16 protein-coding genes and 1 tRNA gene are annotated in these 19,762 nt (G+C 65.3%); 7 read left to right on the top strand and 10 right to left on the bottom strand.

What is annotated here, in order from left to right; all coding sequences use genetic code 11:
* Window positions 1-81 precede the first annotated feature (81 nt).
* The gene (locus ACVWYP_RS05680; RefSeq protein WP_304498037.1) at window positions 82-1,761 is read left to right on the top strand and encodes an MFS transporter; all 1,680 of its coding nucleotides are present in this window, start codon (window positions 82-84) and stop codon (window positions 1,759-1,761) included.
* A 115-nt stretch (window positions 1,762-1,876) separates the two neighbouring features.
* On the opposite strand, the gene ACVWYP_RS05675 is transcribed toward ACVWYP_RS05680, so the two are convergent.
* Window positions 1,877-2,092 carry a cysteine rich repeat-containing protein gene (locus ACVWYP_RS05675; protein WP_016842076.1) on the bottom strand — a complete coding sequence of 72 codons (216 nt, stop codon included), beginning with the start codon at window positions 2,090-2,092 and terminating at the stop codon, window positions 1,877-1,879.
* Window positions 2,093-2,404: 312 nt separating this feature from the next.
* On the opposite strand from ACVWYP_RS05675, the gene ACVWYP_RS05670 reads away from it, so the two are divergent.
* The gene (locus ACVWYP_RS05670; protein ID WP_304498036.1) at window positions 2,405-3,457 is read left to right on the top strand and encodes a polysaccharide deacetylase family protein; all 1,053 of its coding nucleotides are present in this window, start codon (window positions 2,405-2,407) and stop codon (window positions 3,455-3,457) included.
* A gap of 353 nt (window positions 3,458-3,810) precedes the next feature.
* Here the strand turns inward: ACVWYP_RS05670 and ACVWYP_RS05665 are convergent, their stop codons facing one another.
* The 4 genes from ACVWYP_RS05665 to ACVWYP_RS05650 all read right to left on the bottom strand — a co-directional run bounded on the left by ACVWYP_RS05665 (window position 3,811) and on the right by ACVWYP_RS05650 (window position 7,521).
* Window positions 3,811-4,356 (bottom strand): carboxymuconolactone decarboxylase family protein, encoded by a 546-nt coding sequence (locus ACVWYP_RS05665; protein WP_304498035.1) that lies wholly within the window; start codon window positions 4,354-4,356, stop codon window positions 3,811-3,813.
* Between the two features lie 21 nt (window positions 4,357-4,377).
* Window positions 4,378-4,995: a nitroreductase family protein gene (locus ACVWYP_RS05660; RefSeq protein WP_304498034.1), complete on the bottom strand. Its 618-nt coding sequence runs from the start codon at window positions 4,993-4,995 to the stop codon at window positions 4,378-4,380.
* A gap of 97 nt (window positions 4,996-5,092) precedes the next feature.
* Complete coding sequence (locus ACVWYP_RS05655; protein WP_304498033.1) at window positions 5,093-6,010, bottom strand: NADP-dependent oxidoreductase; 918 nt, start codon at window positions 6,008-6,010, stop codon at window positions 5,093-5,095.
* Between the two features lie 491 nt (window positions 6,011-6,501).
* Window positions 6,502-7,521, bottom strand: a complete 1,020-nt coding sequence (locus ACVWYP_RS05650) for a helix-turn-helix transcriptional regulator (protein ID WP_304498032.1) — start codon at window positions 7,519-7,521, stop codon at window positions 6,502-6,504.
* Between the two features lie 351 nt (window positions 7,522-7,872).
* Between ACVWYP_RS05650 and ACVWYP_RS05645 the strand changes: the two genes are divergently transcribed.
* Window positions 7,873-8,907 carry a hypothetical protein gene (locus tag ACVWYP_RS05645; protein ID WP_304498031.1) on the top strand — a complete coding sequence of 345 codons (1,035 nt, stop codon included), beginning with the start codon at window positions 7,873-7,875 and terminating at the stop codon, window positions 8,905-8,907.
* 480 nt (window positions 8,908-9,387) lie between these two features.
* Here ACVWYP_RS05645 and ACVWYP_RS05640 read toward each other — a convergent pair.
* The 4 genes from ACVWYP_RS05640 to ACVWYP_RS05625 form a co-directional block, all read right to left on the bottom strand.
* Window positions 9,388-9,463: transfer RNA gene (locus ACVWYP_RS05640), tRNA-Thr, on the bottom strand.
* A gap of 108 nt (window positions 9,464-9,571) precedes the next feature.
* A complete protein-coding gene (locus ACVWYP_RS05635; RefSeq protein WP_304498030.1) occupies window positions 9,572-11,338 on the bottom strand; it encodes a heme biosynthesis protein HemY in 1,767 nt (588 codons plus the stop codon).
* Window positions 11,339-11,358: 20 nt separating this feature from the next.
* Window positions 11,359-12,621: a COG4223 family protein gene (locus ACVWYP_RS05630; RefSeq protein WP_304498029.1), complete on the bottom strand. Its 1,263-nt coding sequence runs from the start codon at window positions 12,619-12,621 to the stop codon at window positions 11,359-11,361.
* Window positions 12,622-12,732: 111 nt separating this feature from the next.
* Window positions 12,733-13,473, bottom strand: coding sequence for a uroporphyrinogen-III synthase (locus tag ACVWYP_RS05625; RefSeq protein WP_304500446.1), 741 nt, complete (start codon window positions 13,471-13,473; stop codon window positions 12,733-12,735).
* A 174-nt stretch (window positions 13,474-13,647) separates the two neighbouring features.
* On the opposite strand from ACVWYP_RS05625, the gene tsaD reads away from it, so the two are divergent.
* The 4 genes from tsaD (at window position 13,648) to ACVWYP_RS05605 (ending at window position 17,710) form a co-directional block, all read left to right on the top strand.
* On the top strand, window positions 13,648-14,721 hold the full coding sequence (tsaD, locus tag ACVWYP_RS05620; protein ID WP_453946189.1) for a tRNA (adenosine(37)-N6)-threonylcarbamoyltransferase complex transferase subunit TsaD: 1,074 nt from the start codon (window positions 13,648-13,650) through the stop codon (window positions 14,719-14,721).
* A gap of 188 nt (window positions 14,722-14,909) precedes the next feature.
* Window positions 14,910-15,887: an NAD(P)H-dependent glycerol-3-phosphate dehydrogenase gene (locus tag ACVWYP_RS05615; protein WP_304498028.1), complete on the top strand. Its 978-nt coding sequence runs from the start codon at window positions 14,910-14,912 to the stop codon at window positions 15,885-15,887.
* Window positions 15,888-16,001: 114 nt separating this feature from the next.
* Window positions 16,002-17,129: an alpha/beta hydrolase gene (locus tag ACVWYP_RS05610; RefSeq protein WP_304498027.1), complete on the top strand. Its 1,128-nt coding sequence runs from the start codon at window positions 16,002-16,004 to the stop codon at window positions 17,127-17,129.
* 167 nt (window positions 17,130-17,296) lie between these two features.
* Window positions 17,297-17,710, top strand: a complete 414-nt coding sequence (locus ACVWYP_RS05605; RefSeq protein ID WP_028342057.1) for an EVE domain-containing protein — start codon at window positions 17,297-17,299, stop codon at window positions 17,708-17,710.
* 160 nt (window positions 17,711-17,870) lie between these two features.
* On the opposite strand, the gene ACVWYP_RS05600 is transcribed toward ACVWYP_RS05605, so the two are convergent.
* Window positions 17,871-19,049, bottom strand: coding sequence for a DNA topoisomerase IB (locus ACVWYP_RS05600; RefSeq protein WP_304498026.1), 1,179 nt, complete (start codon window positions 19,047-19,049; stop codon window positions 17,871-17,873).
* Window positions 19,050-19,762: the final 713 nt, after the last annotated feature.

The raw sequence follows: 19,762 nt of genomic DNA, 5'->3' as shown, positions 1-19,762 counted from the left end.
GACAGGACACGCGTTTCGCGGGCATCAGTTGGTGCAGCCGGAATCGTCCAACAAGCCATAGCAGGCCAACCGGAACTGGATATGACCGAACCGCGTGATCGCTCCGACAGTATCACTGCACCGTTGCGGCATTCAATCTTCAGGCGAATCTGGCTCGCGAGCCTGCTCTCCAATCTCGGTATCCTGATCCAGGGCGTCGGCGCGGCCTGGGCGATGACGCAGATGACCTCGGAGGCCGACAAGGTTGCGCTGGTGCAGACCGCCTTGATGCTGCCGGTGATGCTGATCTCGATGCCGGCCGGAGCCATCGCCGACATGCACGACCGCCGCATCGTCGCGCTGGTGTCGCTGGCGATTGCGCTGACCGGCGCCACCACCCTGACCGTGCTGGCCTGGCTCAATCTGGTAACGCCGAACATCCTGCTCGCGCTGTGCTTCGTCGTCGGCAGCGGCATGGCGCTGTTCGGCCCGGCCTGGCAATCCTCCGTCAGCGAGCAGGTGCCGCCGGAGACGCTGCCCGCCGCGGTCGCGCTGAACGGCATCAGCTACAACATCGCGCGCAGCTTTGGTCCGGCGATCGGCGGCATCGTGGTGGCGTCCGCGGGCGCCGTCGCCGCCTTCGCCGCCAATGCCGTGTTGTATCTGCCGCTGCTCGTCGTGCTGTTCCTGTGGAATCGCGTCAGCGAGCCGTCGCGGTTGCCGCGCGAGCGGCTGAACCGCGCCATCGTCTCCGGCGTGCGCTACATCACCAATTCGCCGTCGATCAAGATCGTGCTGACCCGCACCATGGTGACCGGGATCATCGGCGGATCGGTCTCGGCACTGATGCCGCTGGTGGCGCGCGACCTCCTGCATGGCGGCGCGCAGACCTACGGCATCATGCTCGGCGCCTTCGGCATGGGCGCGGTGATCGGCGCGCTCAACATCAGCGAGATCCGCAACCGGCTCAGCGGCGAAGCTGCCATACGCGTCTGTGCGTTGACGATGGGCGCGGCGATCGCCGCGGTTGCCGTGAGCAAGCAGCCGGTGATCACCGCCGCCGCGCTGGTGGTTGCCGGAGCGGTGTGGATGCTGGCGATCGCGCTGTTCAACATCGGTGTGCAGCTCTCCGCGCCGCGCTGGGTCGCGGGCCGTTCGCTTGCGGCCTTCCAGGCCGCGATCGCCGGCGGCATCGCAATCGGAAGCTGGTGCTGGGGCCGCATCACGGACGTGGGCGGCGTCGAGATGGCGCTGCTGATCTCCGCCGGTCTGATGCTGCTGTCGCCGCTGCTCGGCATCTGGCTCAGGATGCCGCCGATCGGCGCGCGCAACGAGGACGCGACCGATACCTTGGCCGATCCCGAGGTGCGGCTGCAACTGAGCGGGCGCAGCGGGCCGCTGGTGGTCGAGATCGAGTACCGGGTGGCGCAGGACAATGCCCGCGCCTTCCACAATGTGATGCAGGACGTGCAGCTCAGCCGCCAGCGCAACGGCGCCTATGGCTGGTCGATCGCGCGCGACATCGCCGATCCCGAATTGTGGACCGAGCGCTATCATTGCCCGACCTGGCTCGATTTCCTGCGCCAGCGCAACCGCGCCACGCAGATCGAGCGCGAACTGCATCAGAAGGCGGCCGACTTCCACATCGGCGCCGAGCCAATCCGCGTGCGCCGGATGCTGGAGCGTCCGTTCGGATCGGTGCGCTGGAAGGACGAGACCCCGGATCGCGCCGCCAAGGAGGTGATCCCGGTGGTCGCGACCGCGGCGGGGAGCAGTACGTAGTCTCTCCATTGTCATTCCGGGGCGCGCGAATAGCGCGAACCCGGAATCTGGAGATTATTAGCTCGAGATTCCGGGTTCATCGCTCCGCGATGCCCCGGAATGACAGCTGATGGGTCTACTGCCCGTGATCGGCGAGCGTCTGCTGGCAGGCCTTGCTGAGGCGGCTGCGATGCTCCTTCAGGCACGCCAGCACGACCTGATCACCTTCGCTGAGATGGGCGCGGCAGAACCGCGAGGCATCGCGTGAGCAGGCATCGCGCCCCTGCTGCTGCGCCGAGGCGGCCGACGTCAACAAAACCAGCGGAACGACGGCAAACAGAAATCGGGTCATCTCTCAAAGCCTCTCAAGCGTTTTCGCGCGAAGTGGTGCCGGTTCGCGTGAAGAAAACGCGTCAAATAAGGAATCCGGAGCCCCGTTCCGATTTCATCGGAGCGGAAACGGCTCCAGGGAATGCGACGCCGGTTCTATAGCGTTTCCTTGCCGCGAAGAAGCTTGAAACCGACTGTGACGGTCATCACGCATGGCAAGGCCCGCTTTTTCTTGTCGTTCCGGCGCCTTGTTGGGATCGCGTTAAGACCTTGTTGGCATTAATCGCTCGTTACGGCTGTGGCGTATCCTTAAGTTCCGAGAGAGTGTGTAGCGATGCGTAGTGCGTTGGGCCTGATGCTGGCCAGTGTTGTAACGGCGATCGTGATCGCCGGCGTGTGGTTTTGGACCTCCTCGCCGCGTGCCGACGCGGCTCCTCCGCAAACCACGGCTGCGGCCAAGGCCGATCCGCTTCCCGCGGCGGCAAAACAGGCCGCCAGGGACGATGTCGAGACGACCGCCGCGCTGTCGAAGCGCGCCGATGCCACCCAGGCCGCGGCACCGGCCGCCACTCCTGCTCCGGCGCCGGCCCCCGTCGCGGCTGCGCCCAAATGCGCCAACCCCGATGCGCTCGGCATCAGCCGCACCGTCGTGGTCGACACCAATGGCGGCCCGGGCTTCGGTTTCCTGCAGTACAAGCAGTATGACTTCCTGACCGACAAGGAGGTCGTGCTGACCTTCGACGACGGTCCGTGGCCGACCACACCGGCCGTGCTCAAGGCGCTGGCCGATGAATGCACCAAGGCGGTGTTCTTCCCGATCGGCCTGCACACCACCTATCACCCAGACATCCTGCGCCAGGTTGCCGCCGCCGGCCACACCATCGGCGCCCATACCTGGTCGCATGCGCATCTGGCGGGCAAGAAGATCACTGAGCAGCAGGCCAAGGACGAGATCGAGAAGGGTTTTAGCGCGGTAAAGCTGGCGCTGGGCGCCAACCCGGCCCCGTTCTTCCGCTTCCCGGCGCTGGCGCACACCCCGGCGACAACCGCCTATCTCGGCACCCGCAACATCGCGATGTTCTCGGTCGACGTCGACTCCAACGACTTCAAGTCCAAGAGCGCGGACGAGGTGATCAACAACGTGATGACCAAGCTCGACAAGGAGCACAAGGGCATCATCCTGATGCACGACCTGCAGAAGCACACCGCGCAGGCGCTGCCGACGCTGCTCCGCAAGCTCAAGGCCGGCGGCTACAAGGTGGTCTGGATGAAGGCCAAGACCCAGCTCGAGACGCTGCCCGAATACGACGCGATGATGGCGAAGACCGAGAAGCCGATCGCAACGGGCCGGCCGATCGGCAACGTCGTGCAGACGGTCGCCGAGTAACGCAGCGAACGCACTCTCAACGCAAAGCGCCCCTGGACCCAATCCAGGGGCGCTTTCGTTTTCTGGTCGCAGCCACCTTCTCTCGGTCCGATACGATGTGAGCGACAGCCTGGAAAGGCCTGTGCGTCTTCAAGAGAGGCGCCATCACGCCCGGTGGCTGCGGCTCCCACAAAAATATCGAAAACAACCCCATGCAAAGGAGCCGGCGGATGCCGTCTCCAGACTGACCGTTTGAGTGCCCCGCGCCGGCGTAGCGGGTGTTCGGATCGGCCGAGATGAATTGCCCCGTCTTACGCTCGCATCACATGAAACCTCCAACCATCTTCGGAAACGCTGATGCGATCGGACAGAGTTCAGATCGAGCCAGCGGGCGCAACGGCGGGAAAATCCTGCTCGGGATCGAACGCGTTATTGAAAAAGTTCGTCAGGGAGTACATGGCCACTAGCGCGACGATCTCCATGACGTTCGCATCCGTGTAGCCGGCGTCCCGGACGGCTTTCATATCGGCGTCACCGACCTTGCCGCGGGTTGTGATGACTTTGCGCGCAAACTGGAGAGCGGCGTCCCGCTTCGGATCACTGGCATGCCCCTTCCGAGCGAGAATGATTTCATTAGCCGGCAGCTTGGCCATATGCTCGGCGGTAAAGCTGTGAACCGTCAGGCAGTAGTTGCACCCATTCACTTCGGAGACAGCGAGGCCGATGCTGTCACGCGTCTTCACGTCAAGCGCCTTGCTCAAAGAGCTGAGCAGTGTAGCCCATGCGTTGAACGCGATCGGGCTCAGCGCGAAGGTCGCCATCATATTCGGAGTGAATCCGATGTTCTTGGTGAATCCATCGAGAGTCGGTTTCGAAGCTGCCGGCACCTGAGCCGGTGTTGGCAATGCAGTTCGAGCCATCAGCAATCTCCGTAGATCGTATTATACCAGGTCCAGCACATCGGCCACCGGACGGCGCGGCTTCTGCGCCCAGTTTCCCGGACGCTCCGGCCCCACGGCCAACAGCAGGACCGGCACTTCGTCCTTCGCCAATCCGAACTCGCGGTGCACCGGTTCGGCATCGAAACCGATCATCGGCGTCGAACCCAGGCCTAGCGAGCGGGCCGCATAGATGATCGCTGCCGCGCCGAAGGAGGCGGTTCGTAGCGCTTCATCGCGCTGGCGCTGTGGGTACTCCATGTACAGATTGCGCGCGGGGATCTCCCATTCCGGCACCATCTTCGCCGGCATGACGCCCGATTCTACCAGCGGCGCCAGGCGCTCCGGTATTACGCTGGAATCGGCCAACTGGCCGCAGGCGATGAAGGTAACGGCTGCGTCGGTGATCGCGGGTTGATTCCAAGCGATCGGACTCAGCCGGGCTTTGGCTTCAGGCGTGCGCACGGCGATGAAGCGCCAGTTCTGCATGTGGAAGGATGTCGGTGCGGCGGTGCCGATTCGCACGAGCTCTCGGATTTGGTCGTCGCTCAGGGTGGCGGCAGGGTCGTAATACTTGGTGGAGCTGCGGCTCAGGATACATTCGATAACTGCGTTGGTCATGGTTGGTCCTAGGAGTGAAGTGATAGGTTGAGGCACGAGAGTGCTTTCGCTCTCGTTGAGAGCCGGCCGGCCGCATTCATCGATAGGCGCACGCCGCTCACGGACGAGCGCAAATGATCGTCTTCCCGCTGATCCGCTCGGTCGGGTTGAAGGCGGCAACGGCATCGTCGAGGGCAACCACGCTGCCGATGTTTGTCCGCACTCGTCCGTCACGCGCCCGCCGGACAATCTCACTCAGTTGGGCGCGATCGGGTTCGACGACGAAGTCTATCGTCCGGCCGTCAGCGGGGCGTGCCTCAGTCGGACCGGCGATGGTCACCAGCGTTCCTCCGGCTCGAATCACGCGCGCGGACCGCTTCGCGATGTCGCCGCCAAGGACATCGAACACCAGATCGACTCCGCCGACATCTTCCAGAGTGTCGTTGTCGAGGTCGACGAACTCCTGTGCGCCGAAGTCGAGAGCCGTCTGACGGCCGGCAGCGCGTCCGGTACCGATGACGTAAGCACCAGCCTCACGTGCGAGCTGGGTTGCCATCGAACCGACGACGCCGGCGGCACCGTGCACGAGGACGCTCTGCCCCGCCCGAAGCCGGCCGTGATCGAACAGCCCCTGCCACGCGGTAAGGCCTGGCATCACGAGGGCCGCGCCCACCGTGAAATCGACATCGCCCGGCAGCGGCGCGAGGTTGCGCGCCTCGATGGCCACATACTCCGCCAAGGTGCCGTCGCGATACCAGTCCGCGAGACCGAATACCCGCTGTCCAACCGACAGCCCCGTCGTGCCATAGCCGAGGGCGCTGACCACTCCAGCCAACTCGTGGCCGGGGATCGACGGTGTTCGGTCACGCTCGCGGCGATCGGTCCAAGTCGAGGGCCACGTCAGCTCATCCCGGGTGAATCCCGCCGCATGAATCTCAACGACGACGTCGTTTATCGCGGCCTGCGGCTCGGGCCGCTCCACCAGCTTCATTCCGGCCGTTCCCGCCGCTTGGTCCGTCACAACGATTGCCTTCATCGTGCACCTGCCTCAGTGTGGCAGCTCATCATCTTCCGAACTCCTTTTCAGACGAGCGAAAACCGGAAGGCGAAACTCGATGGCTCCAATGACCTTGGATATTGAATCGATGCCATCGACGCGGCGCATTTCCTAAAGCCACGTTGCCACTGGTCCCGGCGCGATGAAACCCGCGGTGGGCGTTCCTGGACGCGCGGACACGCATTCTGGACTCCAGAGCTGGCCAACGCCGAGGATCAGTGCGCCGAGTGTGCGCGAATCTGGCCAGGGAACGGGAAAGAGCCCGGTTGGGGCGCAGCCTCGGGCATGCACGAGCCCACGCGGCTTGCTTTCGGCCTTTGCTGTTTCCAGTTTTTTCTTCGGTCGGGCAGCGAGTTCAGCCAACGCTGATAACCCGACGAACAGTTTCGATAGATGAGCGGAGTCGCTATTGGCACGCCCATCTAAATCGCACACTTGACGGGAGAGATGCCTCGGAGGCGATATTTGGCTCAAGTGCCCTTATCACTCCCAGCGTTCTTCACGCGCAGCCGGTACTCGCTAGGATCAACGTTGTAGGCTTTGCGGAATGCTCGCACGAAACTTGACCGGCTTTCGTAGCCGGCGTTGTAGGCCACAACATCGACCGGGGCTGATGTCGTCGTGAGATCGAGGGCCGCCTGCCGCATCCTGAGATCGCGAAGGATGGCCATCGGCGAACGGCCAAAGATCTCCGAGAACTTCGCCATGAATGCCGACCGGCTGAGACCCGCGCTATGCGCAAGGCTCTGAACCGTATGAGCGGCCCCCGGACGCGCCACCATATCGGCGAATGCACGCGTGATCTGCCGATCCGCGAGAATCGAAAACCGATCAGTCCAGCTGCGGGAGGACTTCATCGACCGCCTCACCAGGGCGATGATGACCTGCTTTAGCAGGGACGCCGTCATGGCGCCCATGCCGATTTCCTGCACGCAAAGCTCCTCGACCGCTTCGCGAAGCTTCAGGTCGATCTTGTCCGTCGGCTCGAACTTCTCGACCACGGGCTCGCGCAATTCGCGAAACAACCCGACGGATTGTCCGAAGGATGCGTTGAAGAAGCCGCAGATCTGGATGATCTCGGGCTGCTCGGTCGGTGTTGCGATGCGCAACATGCTGTCATGCTGCTTCCAGCAATCGCGGGAGATGAGCCTCTTCGGGCCGCTGGTTCCGTCGACTTCGATTACGAACGGGGTACTCGGAGGCTTGATGATGAGGAGATGGGGTTCGAGCGACGTCCAAGGCCCATCGCCGATCGAAATTCGTCCCCTGCCACTAATGGTGTAATGGACCGCCGGCGCATCGATCGTCCCCATCTCGGCGCGATGGCCTGATGGAATCAGCATTTCGGTGAGCGCGACGACATCGATCTCAAGTGCCCGCATGAGGTTGTTGAGATCGGCAGTGGCGAGCTTCGAGGCAGAGACGGCGATCCGCGAATCTGGCCGCTCGCCCTGTCCGCTTCCGGCCCGCGATTTGGCCGTTTTTTGCATAGCAACCTGCTTACAAGATCAACCCGTGAATCCGCTAGGCGAATCTGTCTCACCCTTGAACTGGATTTTGTGGCGCGCCGAAAGAAGCCTTGGCATGGTCCAGTCGGATTGTTGGAACTTGGTCCTATCGGTGGGACAGCATCGCTGTAGGTTATGGCCTTGAGACATGGTCTCGGCGCAACGCCGTCGCGCGTGCACGCCGCCGCCTGCAGCCCGAGCTCGTGTGCTGCGCCTCCGACGATGATCCGGGAATAGATTCGTCGGTCTGGCCTTCTCTTTCACGATGCCCGACCCCTGGAGAGCTCAGTGAGTGCATTCGAACAAGGCCGCGTAGGGTCGGGCGACGATGGCTTGGCGAATACGGCCGCCGAAAAGCTCCGTTCGATGATCCCGGCGGCCGGCGCAATCGCCTATCCGTTCCTGCTCGATGCATTTCATCTCGCGGTATCTCCCGCTGCTGGTCCGGTGTCGTTCGGGCGACTGGTCCTGGCGGCGCTTTGCCTGTTGGCCGCGACCGCCGCGCCCTTGCCGGGTCTTGCCTGCGCATACTGGATGACCAAGGCCGAGCCTTCGTCGTTCGAGCTGCGCGCCCGGCGGCTCGCCTATCTCAGCATCGCTGCGCCGCCTTTGTTCGTACTGACCGGCGTCGGTCTCGGATTGCTGCACATCCCCGTCAGCGACGAGCTTGTCTGGGTCGCGGGCTGGTTGGCCGCGTGCCTGTATGTGCTGCTCGGCGGTGAGCAAGAGCGCCCGGCAGGATCAGCCGCGATTGCTCCATCGATTGCCAAATGGCGCGTGACGCACGGCGTCACCGCAGCGGTCATCCTGCTCTACGTCGCGTTTCACCTCACCAATCATCTGCTGGGCCTACTCGGACCCGAGATTCATGCCGCCGTGATGAAGATGGGGCGCACGGTCTATCGATCGTCCCTCGTCGAACCGATCCTCGTTGGCCTGATGCTGTTCCAGGTCGCCGTCGGGGTGCGGCTCGCCTGGCGCTGGAGCTCGGCGCCCGCGGATGCCTACCGCGTGTTTCAGATCGGCTCCGGCGTCTACCTCGCGGCGTTCATCGTCACTCATCTGAACTCCGCGTTGGTCTCGGCGCGCGCCGTGCACCACATCGACACCAATTGGGCCTGGGCGTCGGGCGCACCGACCGGCCTGATCCACGACGCCTGGAGCATTCGCCTGGTGCCGCACTACGCACTCGGCGTGTTCTTCGTCCTCGCCCATCTCGCATCGGGATTGCGCGGCGTCCTGATCGCGCACGGCGTCGCTACCACGATCGCCAACCGGATCTGGGCAACCGGGCTCGCGGCAGGCGCGTTGGTCGCGATTGCGATCATGAGCGGACTGTGCGGCGCGCGGATTTGGTCTTCGGCCTAGTGGCGGCTGCTCCGCGAGCCGGTCGACGACGTTACATGGTTCCGCTCCCGATCCAGTCACCACCAATGATGTACCTAACCGACTGAGCTATGCAGCGAACTATTCTGCTACGGACTTGAAGAGGCTACCAGCGTTGACCTGACGGCGGCCTCCAGAAAAAGTTTTCAATCCGTCCCGGCTGGATCGATGCAGTACTCAACCAGCTTTGGAAACGTCTCTAGGCGTCCGTACTCACGATGGCTCTCCAAGTTGATCCGATAACACTTCTCAACTTAGCCGATTCTCCGGAGCATCCTACGAAAGCTCTTGCGACAGTTCGGCTAGGCGGCCTCGTGCTTCGGACGTAGACCAAAGCCTTCCGTCTTAGCGAAGCTGGCTTTTGAGGATTGGGCAGTACGGTGGGTAGTCAGCCAGACAGCGGGCTATACTATCCGGGGCAAGCCCTGCGGCCGAAAGGGTTGACTTCCAAGTTTTGAAAACTGGTGCCGCAAGAGGGACTCGAACCCCCGACCCCGTCATTACGAATGACGTGCTCTACCAACTGAGCTATTGCGGCGAACCGTTCGGCAACGGCCGGATCACGCGGCCACCTGATATCGGGCATGACCCCGATTGGCAAGGAAAACGCGGTTATCGAACTACACACCGGTTATCTAACCGCGAATTAGCTTCCCAAACGTGACAGAAATCCGCGCCAGCCGCCCACCTGGGCCTTGGGCGGGCCGATTTGTTCCGCAAATTCGTCCACCGGGCCGTCCTCGTCGACCCCGGGGTCGTCGGGAGCCCGGACGATCGGGATTACGGCCGGAATGGGCGCAGGCGCCGCCTTGGGCAGGTCGGCCCTCGACCGGAACAGGGGGGCCGGAGCCGGGGGCGTCGATTCGGCGGCCGGCGCGGGAGCCGGTTCCGGAGCGGCGGGTTCGGCCGAGGCCGGGGCGGGCTCGGCCTCGATGGCCGCCGGCAGCGGGGCGTTGTCCTGCACGGGCGGCGCGGCCGGCTCCAAGGGCTTGATCTCGACCGGCTTGATCTCGACCGGCTCAGCCGGCTTGGCGTCCACCGGCTCGCTGGCCAGTTCCTTTGGCGGCTCGACCCGCCGCGGCGCCAGCATGGCCTCCTCGAACGGCGAAGGCTCGATGGCATGGCCCTTGTCGGACGGCAGCGCCGCCACCGGGGTCTGCCACTGGAAGGCGTCGAGCCGGCCGGTGACCGGCGAGACCGGACGCCAGCGATCCGAGACATAGCCGTCGGCGGTCCAGACCGGATCGTGCAGCGCGCGCACGGCGCGCAACGTCCAGGCCCGCGCCCGGCCGCTGTCGCCATGCTCGGTGCGCTCGATCTCGGCCATCAACAGCGCGACACGTTGCGTCGGCGCCGCGATAAATGGCTCCAGCGCCGCACGCGCCTTGGCGAATTCGGCCGCGTCGACCGCGGCGCGCGCGATCGCCAGCGCGCCCTCGATATGTCCAGGTGTTTTCGCCGCCAGCGTCTCGACCCGCACCAGGCGTTGCCGCGCGGAATCGCCGAGCCGCACATGCGAATAGGCGTCGGCGAGATCGGGATGCGGCTGCGCCAGCCACGCGGTCTCGACGATGCGCATCGCGCGGCGAACCTGATGCGCCTCGCTCTCGAACTTCGCAGCGAGCACGGCGGCCGGAATCAGCGTCGGCGCCAGCTTGACCGCGTCCATCGCGCTCGAGCGCGACAGGTCGCGATCGACGGTCTCGAACTCCAGCGCACGCGCCGTCAGCAGCACGCCGCGCTGCCGCCGATAGATCGCCTTGTCGATCAATCCGGCGCTCTGGTTGTTGTCGATGATCGACAGCGCGCCGGCCCAATCGCCCTTGGCGCAGCAGAAGCCGAGCACCGCATGCGAGGCCCATGACGACGACGGCGACATCTTCAGCGCTTCCTCGGCGATCATCACGGCCGCCACCGGATCGTCGGCGCGCTGCGCCTCGATGAACAGACCGCGCAATCCGAGCAGCCGCGTGTCCTCGCGCTCGGCCATGGCGCGGAAGGCGCGCTGCGCGCCGTCGCGATCGCCGTCGAGCTGCGCCGATTGCGCGTGCAGCAGCAGCGCCAGCGGATCGTTTGCGGCGTGGCGCCGCGCCACTTCGGCATGCGCGCGGGCGCCTGCGGAATCGCCATGCCCGATCGCGAGCAGGCCTTGCGTGATGGCGTGGCGGCCGCGGGCGTGACGCCGCTCGCGCCGGCCACGGCGGACGTGCCCGGGAATCTTCCAGAGCCCGCGCAGGATCACGCCGGCGATCATCGCAGCGACGACGACGAGGCCGAGCAGATACATCGGCTGCTTGGACGTCAGCCGCAAGCCGCCCCAATTCAGCACGAGATCGCCGGGCTGATCGGCCATCCAGGCCGCACCCGCTGCAGCGAGCGCGATCAGCAGCAGGAACAGAATGATCCGGATCATCAAAGACCTATTGCAAAGACTTACTGGTTGACCGTGGCGAGCGCCGCCATGGCGTTGTCGGCAAATTTACGCGACGCGTCGAGCGCGGCGCGGCGCGCGTCCACCTTGGCGAGCCAGGCTTGCGCCGCCGTGCGATCCGCCGGCGGCAGCGACTTCAGTTCACGCTCGGTCAATGCGAGGTCATTATGCAAGGCGGCCGATGTCACGCGCGCGACGATGCTGCCGCGATCGGTCCCCGTGCCGTCGGTCCGCTCGATCTGGATCAGCGTGGAGGCACCGGCCTTCAGACGATCGACCAGCCCGGCGCTGGCCGCCGCAGCTTCAGGCGGAGGCGGCGCAAGTTTCGGCACGATCTCGATCAGCTCGCGGCACAGCGCGTTCGGGTTCGGCACGCCCGACCTCGCGAACGTCTCGAGCGGCTTCAACACCTCGGCATCATCCGACAGCGCCTTCGCGGCCTCGAGCGCGGAGGCATAGGGATCGCCGTGACGCGCCGCGACGTCGAGCAGCGATGCCGCGACGACGCGGCGCAGCGGCACATCGTCGGCCTTCGCCTCGGCCTTGGTGTCGGCGATCTTGCCGTCCTGCCTGGCGATCGCGGCGCCCTGCGCCTTCACCGCGCCTTCGACCTTGTCGATGCGCGCCGTGATGCCGGAGAGATCAGGCGCAGCCGCGCCATCGCGCGGTGCGGCTCTCGCGTCATTGGCCGCCGCCGCAAGCTTGTCGGATTGCGCCCGCGTCGCGGCGAGCTCGGTGCGCAGTGCGGCGATCGATTTGTCGAGCGCCTCCAGCCGCGCCGTCGCCGCGGGATCGGCGGCCGGCACGACCGGCCTGCCGGCTTTCGATTCCAGCGCACTCAGGCGCGTGCCGAGTTGGTCGATGGCGGCATTGGGTTGCGGTGCGGGGACCGGCTGCACGACGGGCCAGCCGAGCAGCCAGCCAACCCCGATCACCAGCGCCGCGGCGACCGCACCCGACACCGGCGCCACCACCCAGGGCGACACCGGCCGCGCCGGTTCGGCGTCCGGCGCCGCGGAGGCGGTCTCGGGCTGCGGCTCCGCCTGCGGTGCGGCGTCGCCCTGGGGCTCGGCCCCAGGCGTCGCCGCGTCCGCAGACGCCTTGCCGGCATCCTGGTCGGCCTCCTCCTTGGCGGCTTCCTCGGCCCCCTCCGTTTTCGGCGGTTCGCTGGTGATTTCGGTCGCCTGAAGATCGATGGTCGGCGGCGCGCGCTTGGGCCGGGAATCCGGCGAAGATCCTGGGTCGTCTGGCCTTTCTTCAGCCATCGCGGGGGTCCTCAAAACTGCTGGCCGCATACTCTACCAGAATCGGCCCAGGTTCTTAGAGCACGATCCGAATAACCGAGCATCGCCTAACATCATGGTCAAACGAAAGAATTATTCCGGTCTCGGCCGCAGGGTGCGGCCGAGCGCCTCCAGCAGGGCATTTTCGTCCGGCCGCGCCGCCACCACCACATTGGTCGCGCCGGCGTCATGGAGCACCGCGGCGACGGCCGCCGAGATGCAGCATTGCGGCAAGGCGAGCGCCGAAATCTCGATTCCGTCGGCGCGTACCGTGTCCAGGAAGGCCTGCGCGCTGCGACGGGAATAGTGCAGCACCGCGGTGATCCGGTTCGCCATGAAGGCGTCGCTGACCTCCCTCGGGAAGCCGGCCACCGGCGCCATCCGGTAGGTGGTGTGGGTGACGACGCTGAGCCCGCGCTCGCCGAGCTCGCCCGCGAGATCGCGCGACAGGTCGGCGCCGGCGAGATAGAGCAGCGTCGCTGATGCGTCGAGTTCGCCGGCCTTGACCCGTGCCAGCACGAGATTGCGCAGCGAGACTGCATCGCCCTTCGCCACGATCACCTTGTCGAAGCCCGCGGCGCGCGCCGCATCGGCGGTGTGCGCGCCGACCGCAAACAGCGGCAGCCGCAACAACGGGCTGGCAGCGAGGTCGACCGCGCGCAGCGCATTGGCGCTGGTCAGGATGACGGCATCATAGTCCGCATCGTCGTCGCCTCGGAACGGCAGCGGCTCGAAGCGCAGCACCGGTGCCGACAGGGCGTCAAAGCCGCGTTGGCGCAGCGTCGCGAGCGTTGCGTCATTGTCCGGATGCGGTCGTGTGACAAGGATTGTCAGGGTTTCAGGCCTCCAGCCGTATAAATTGGACGTTGGCGACCGATTGCACTTTAAGACCTCGCAATGCTACCCCGGAGCGGACGTTTTGATGAGCATCATCTTTCCGGAAACCGGTTCCGGCCTGTCCGGATCATGCTCGTAGCACAAGGACCGAAATTGGGACACGAACCACCGATGCTGGTGCTGGGGATCGAGACCACCTGCGATGAAACCGCGGCCGCCGTGGTCGAGCGCCAGGCTGACGGGCAGGCGAAAATCCTCTCCAACGTGGTGCGCTCGCAGACCGACGAGCACGCCCGCTTCGGCGGCGTGGTGCCGGAGATCGCGGCGCGCGCCCATGTCGACCTGCTCGACGGCATCGTCGCCTCCGCCATGAAGGAGGCCGGCATCGGCTACCGACAATTGTCGGCGGTCGCGGCCGCCGCCGGGCCCGGCCTGATCGGCGGCGTGATCGTCGGTCTCACCACCGCGAAGGCGATCGCGATGGTGCACGATACGCCGCTGATCGCGGTGAACCATCTCGAGGCGCACGCGCTGACGCCGCGGCTGACCTGCGCGCTGGCGTTCCCCTATTGCCTGTTCCTTGCTTCGGGCGGACACACCCAGATTGTCGCCGTGGTCGGCGTCGGTGAATATGTGCGGCTCGGCACCACGGTCGACGACGCGATGGGCGAGGCGTTCGACAAGGTGGCGAAGATGCTGTCGCTGCCCTATCCCGGCGGGCCGGAGGTCGAGCGCGCGGCCGCCGGCGGCGACCCGACACGGTTTGCCTTTCCACGCCCGATGCTCGGCCGCCCCGATGCGAATTTCTCGCTCTCGGGATTGAAGACGGCGGTGCGCAATGAAGCCAGCCGGCTGGAGCCGCTCGAGCCGCAGGACGTCAGCGATCTCTGCGCGAGTTTCCAGGCCGCGGTGCTGGAATCGACCGCGGACCGGCTGAGCGTCGGCCTAAAGCTGTTTCAAGAGCGGTTCGGCACGCCGCGCGCGCTGGTCGCGGCCGGGGGCGTCGCCGCCAACCATGCCATCCGCAGCGCGCTGCAGGAGGTCGCGGCGAAGGCGCAGACCACGCTGATCATCCCGCCGCCGGCGCTCTGCACCGACAATGGCGCGATGATCGCCTGGGCAGGTGCCGAGCGGATGGCGCTTGGCCTCACCGACACGATGGAGGCGCCGCCGCGCGCGCGCTGGCTGCTCGACGCCAACGCCAAGGCGCCGGCCGGCTACGCCAACAGCCGCGCCGGATATTGAACAATGTACGACGGAGCGCGCATCAGGCACCATCGCACCTCGCCCCGTTTGCGGGGAGAGGTCGGATTGCGCAGCAATCCGGGTGAGGGGGTACCGGTCTCAACACTCGGCTCGCTCGCGGATAAAGCCCCTCACCCCAACCCTCTCCCCGCAAGAGCGGGGAGAGGGAGCGAAGACAGGCCCGCCTGATGCCCGCGCATATGTCAGTCAGCGTGATCGGTGCCGGCGCCTGGGGCACCGCATTGGCCGAGGTCGCGGCGCGCGCCGGACGCAAGGTGACGCTGTATGCGCGCAATGCCGAGCATGCCGCGCAGATCCAGGCGACGCGGGTCAATCCGCGGCTGGCAGGTGTGCAGCTTCATCCCGGCATCGCCGTGACGTCGGATATCGCCGCCGCGGCACACGCCGACATCGTCCTGGCCGTGACACCGGCGCAGCATTTGCGCGCGGCGGTTGGGCATCTTGCGCCGCATCTCAAACCCGACACGCCTGTCGTCGCCTGCGCCAAGGGCATCGAGCACGGCACGCATAAATTCATGACCGAGGTGATCGCGGAAGCCGCGCCGCGCGCCGTGCCCGCGATCCTGTCGGGGCCGAGCTTTGCCGACGACGTCGCACGCGGATTGCCGACCGCCGTAACGCTGGCCACCAAGGACGAAGCGCTCGCACGCGCGCTGGTCCAGGCGCTCGGCTCGGCAACGTTTCGGCCCTATCACACCACTGACGTGCGCGGCGTCGAGATCGGCGGCGCGGCCAAGAACGTGCTGGCGATCGCCGCCGGAATCGTGGTTGGCAAAAATCTCGGCGCCTCCGCGCTCGCTGCGCTGACCACACGCGGCTTCAGCGAGCTCGCAAGATTGGGCCGCGCCTGCGGCGCCCGCACCGAGACACTCTCGGGCCTGTCGGGATTGGGCGATCTCCTGCTCAGCTGCTCGACCGCGCAATCGCGCAATTTCGCGCTCGGCCTCGCGCTCGGACGCGGCGAGGCCGCACCGATCGGCAAGCTCGCCGAAGGCGCGTTCACCGCACCGGTGCTGTGCGAGCTCGCCGCCGCGCAAAAGGTCGACATGCCGGTGTCAAACGCGGTCGCCGCGATCCTGAGCGACCGGCTGACCGTCGATGCCGCGATCGAAGGCCTGCTGACGCGGCCGTTCAAGGCCGAGTAACGCACATCACGGTCGCGCGTGGCGGAGCTTCACGATCCATGCGCGACGTAATAGCGTGGCGAACCGTCGGATCCCGGCCCAACAAATCGAAAAACGGATCCCAAGGGAAAACCCATGCGTCGATCGCATCGCGCCATCCTTTCGATCAGCCTTCTCTCGATCAGCCTTGCCGTCGCCCTCGCCGCCTCATCCACTATCGCCCACGCCCAGACCGCAACCTCCTACGACGAACTTGCCAAGAGCGAGGCCGCCGCCAATGCCGACAACGGCAAGCGGGTCGCGCCGCTCAAATCGATCGGCAATCCGACCGCCGACGTGTCTCCCGAGATGCAGGCAATGATCGGCGCGCCCTATCCGCCGCATTTCAATGCCGACCCCAAGACCCCAGCGGAATGGAAGGAGTTGATCGATCGCCGCGCCAAGCTTCTGATCGCGGGTGTTCCGGCGCTGAAGGCGAAGCTCGGCGTCAAGGTCGAGGAAACCAGGCTTGCCGGCGTGCACTGCTACATCGTCACCCCGAACAAGATCGCGCTCGAGAACAGGCGACGCCTGCTGATCCACGTCCATGGCGGCGGTTACGTGTTCGGCCCCGGCGAAGCCGCGTTGCCGGAAGCCATCATGATGGCGGGCTTTGGCGGCTTCAAGGTCCTCTCGGTCGACTACCGGATGCCGCCGGACTTCCCCTATCCGGCCGCGATGGACGACGCGATGGCGGTGTGGAAGGAAGTTCTGAAATCGCACGAGCACCGCCGGCTGGCGATCTTCGGCACGTCGACGGGCGGGGCGATGACGCTCGCGATGGTATTGCGGGCGAAGGACGAGAAGCTGCCGCTGCCGGCTGCCATCGCGCCGGGCACGCCCTGGTCCGATATCGACAAGATCGGCGACAGCTACGTGAGCAATGAATGGGTCGACAATGTGCTGGTGACCTGGGACGGCTGGCTCGGCCGCGCCGCCAGGCTTTATGCAAACGGCACCAGCCTGAAGAATCCCTACATTTCGCCGATCTATGGTGACTTCAAGGGCTTCCCGCCAACCATCCTGACGTCGGGCACGCGCGATCTGTTCCTCAGCAACACGGTTCGCACGCATCGCAAGTTGCGCCGCGCCGGCGTGATCGCCGATCTCAATGTCTATGAGGGGCAGTCCCACGCCCAATACCAGTTCAACGTCGACGCGCCCGAGACGAAGGAGGCGTTCACCGACATCGCCAGGTTCTTCGATCGATATTTGAAACAGTAGGTGCTGCGCTTCTTGATTTGACGCGTTTTCTTCACGCGAACCGGCATCCATCCCGCATCAAGTGCGGGACAGGCTTCGCTTGAAAACGCTTTGGATCGGGTGCCCGTGCTTGTCGCGGGCATCCACGTCGCTGTAGATTGCAGCGCAATCGAACGGGGTGAGTTGCGATGAATTACTGGCTGGTGAAATCCGAACCGTCGGTCTGGTCATGGGACCATCAGGTCGCCAAGGGCGCGAAGGGCGAAGCCTGGACCGGCGTGCGCAACTTCACGGCACGGCAGAATCTCGTCAACATGAAGAAGGGCGACAAGGCGTTCTTCTATCATTCCAACGAGGGCAAGGAGATCGTCGGCATCGCCGAGATCATCAAGGAAGCCTATCCCGACCCGACCGACAAGACCGGCAAGTTCGTCTGCGTCGACATCAAGGCCGACAAGCCGCTGAAGACGCCGGTGACGATGGCCGCGATCAAGGCCGACAAGAAGCTCGCCGACATGGCGCTGGTGAAATATTCGCGGCTTTCGGTGCAGCCGGTGACCGCGGACGAATGGAAATACGTCTGCAAGATGGGCGGGCTGTAGCGGCTCACGAACTCTGCTGTCGTCCCCGCGAAAGCAGGGACCCATAACCACAGGCGAGCATCGTTAGAGTGCGCTGTGGCTCCAGCTCGTCTCAACAATCAAGATTTGGGGTTATGGGTCCCGGCTTTCGCCGGGACGACGACAGGAGGTGCGGCCGAGCTTACGCTCCCGCCGCCATCACCACCTGCGCCAGTAATTGCTCGCGCTTGGACTGGGTGCGGTAGCCTCCCATCGTCGCGGCGAAGCGTTCGAGGATGCCGTCCTCGAAGGCGGTGACGATGGTGTCGTGGACATAGCTCTTGCGGCAGATCGCCGGCGTGTTGGACAGCTGGTCGGCGGCGGCGCGGATCGCATCCAGCACCTGGCGCTTGCGGCCGCGCTGGCTGGTGGCCGGCGTGATCCGCGACAGCGATTCCACGACGACGGCCGACGCCATCAGGGTGCGGAAATCCTTCAGCGAGATCTTGATGCCGGCGATCTCGCGCAGGAACGCGTTCACCGCCGTGGTCGAGGCGGCCCGCACCACGCCGGAGCGGTCGTAATACTGAAACATGCGCTTGCCCGGGACGCCGCGCAGGATGCCGATCGCACGCACCAGCTTGGCCGCATCGCATTCCTTGCGCACGGCCTTGCCGCCCTTGGCCTTGAAGGTCAGCACCAGCGAGTCGTCGTCCAGCGTGACGTTGGACTTCAAAAGCGTGGTGGCGCCGCGGGTGCCGTTGAGGCGCGCATAGGATTCGTTGCCGGGCCGGATCGCGGTGCGCGCGATCAGCTCGATCACCGCCGACAGCGCGAACTCGCGCGTCGGCTCGTCCCCGGACAGAAACGCCGAGACCTTGCGCCGGATCTTCGGCAGCGCGGCCACCAGCTTGGCGAGGCGATGCGCCTTGCGCTGCTCGCGAACCTTCTCCCAGTCGGCGTGATAGCGATACTGCAGCCGGCCCGCCGCATCGCGGCCGACCGCCTGCAGATGCGAGCTCGGATCGCTGGAATAGCGCACCTGGCGGTAGGCCGGCGGAACGGCCATCGCGTGCAGCCGGCGGATCGTCCGCGCATCGCGGACCCGCGAGCCATTGGCACGGACGAATGAATAGGTCTTGCCGCGCTTGATGCGGCGGATGGTCAGCTCGTTCTGGTCGCCGAGCCGCAGGCCCAGATCACGCGCCAGTTCTTCAACCGTCGTTCTGATGGCGGCGGGGGCGTCGAGTTTGAGTGTTGACGGCGATCGCAACTTTGCGCGTGGCGTCTGCTTTGGCCACTGGCCCAGTGCCTTTGCCAAGGCGACAGCGGGATCGGCGGAAACGGGCCGCACAGCCGCGATATTCTGCTGATCCATCATTATTCTCGCAAGACGCCTTGTTCCGCTGTTCTCCCGGTAATGCCGTTGCTTCGGGCTTCGTTCCGGTGGGCCATCCGGCCTCGGTTTGGCGATTTAGGGCGTCGGAGCCGACATTGCGAGTCGCGAATCAGTTATTGACGGTGCCAAATTACCTTTCATGGGTGCCATTCACCCGCTAACGTTGATTTTGGGCTGCCTGGGATCGGACAAAATGACGCGAGCGCGGTACCGGAACCGGCGTTTGAACGCCGCCGTAGGTCCACCGCGGTCCCCAGATCAGGTCAGCGACCTTGCCCTTTCGCGCGCTGCTCTCGCTGGGTACGTGGCTTGAGTTCTGCAGCCACGGGCCGGTCCAACCGCTGGCCACAACCAAGGACTACGCGGTCACGAACGTGTTGACGTAGGTCGTCGCGACGGCGTCCGACAATTCGTTCAATTGTGCCTGAAGCCGTCCATCAAAATCGGCGTCAGCGTATCGTCATCGTGCGCGGCGAACGGTGCAGAGAACGACACCACTACGACCAAGAGACCAGTGACCCCGAGCACGCGATGGCGCATAGGTTTCTCTCGTCGACGCGTTGCGGTAAGCCGTCTTGTCAAAAGCGGAAGCCGGCGGACTATCCGACGGCTTCCACGCGACGAAAGTGACAGTCCTTTTTCCTTGCCGGGCCGGAATGCGGCAACGCATAATCGCGGCAATGATCAAGACGGCT

It is taken from the genome of Bradyrhizobium sp. USDA 3262, assembly GCF_054060035.1.
Note: the sequence above shows the minus strand (reverse complement) of the source record. Positions and strands in the feature narration are given on the sequence as shown.

What these genes read in the sequence shown, in the direction of transcription:
- ACVWYP_RS05680 (WP_304498037.1), top strand. Translation starts at nt 82, where the DNA reads ATGACCGAACCGCGTGATCGCTCCGACAGTATCACTGCACCGTTGCGG.
- ACVWYP_RS05675 (WP_016842076.1), bottom strand. Translation starts at nt 2,092, where the DNA reads ATGACCCGATTTCTGTTTGCCGTCGTTCCGCTGGTTTTGTTGACGTCG.
- ACVWYP_RS05670 (WP_304498036.1), top strand. Translation starts at nt 2,405, where the DNA reads ATGCGTAGTGCGTTGGGCCTGATGCTGGCCAGTGTTGTAACGGCGATC.
- ACVWYP_RS05665 (WP_304498035.1), bottom strand. Translation starts at nt 4,356, where the DNA reads ATGGCTCGAACTGCATTGCCAACACCGGCTCAGGTGCCGGCAGCTTCG.
- ACVWYP_RS05660 (WP_304498034.1), bottom strand. Translation starts at nt 4,995, where the DNA reads ATGACCAACGCAGTTATCGAATGTATCCTGAGCCGCAGCTCCACCAAG.
- ACVWYP_RS05655 (WP_304498033.1), bottom strand. Translation starts at nt 6,010, where the DNA reads ATGAAGGCAATCGTTGTGACGGACCAAGCGGCGGGAACGGCCGGAATG.
- ACVWYP_RS05650 (WP_304498032.1), bottom strand. Translation starts at nt 7,521, where the DNA reads ATGCAAAAAACGGCCAAATCGCGGGCCGGAAGCGGACAGGGCGAGCGG.
- ACVWYP_RS05635 (WP_304498030.1), bottom strand. Translation starts at nt 11,338, where the DNA reads ATGATCCGGATCATTCTGTTCCTGCTGCTGATCGCGCTCGCTGCAGCG.
- ACVWYP_RS05630 (WP_304498029.1), bottom strand. Translation starts at nt 12,621, where the DNA reads ATGGCTGAAGAAAGGCCAGACGACCCAGGATCTTCGCCGGATTCCCGG.
- tsaD (WP_453946189.1), top strand. Translation starts at nt 13,648, where the DNA reads ATGCTGGTGCTGGGGATCGAGACCACCTGCGATGAAACCGCGGCCGCC.
- ACVWYP_RS05615 (WP_304498028.1), top strand. Translation starts at nt 14,910, where the DNA reads ATGCCCGCGCATATGTCAGTCAGCGTGATCGGTGCCGGCGCCTGGGGC.
- ACVWYP_RS05610 (WP_304498027.1), top strand. Translation starts at nt 16,002, where the DNA reads ATGCGTCGATCGCATCGCGCCATCCTTTCGATCAGCCTTCTCTCGATC.
- ACVWYP_RS05605 (WP_028342057.1), top strand. Translation starts at nt 17,297, where the DNA reads ATGAATTACTGGCTGGTGAAATCCGAACCGTCGGTCTGGTCATGGGAC.
- ACVWYP_RS05600 (WP_304498026.1), bottom strand. Translation starts at nt 19,049, where the DNA reads ATGATGGATCAGCAGAATATCGCGGCTGTGCGGCCCGTTTCCGCCGAT.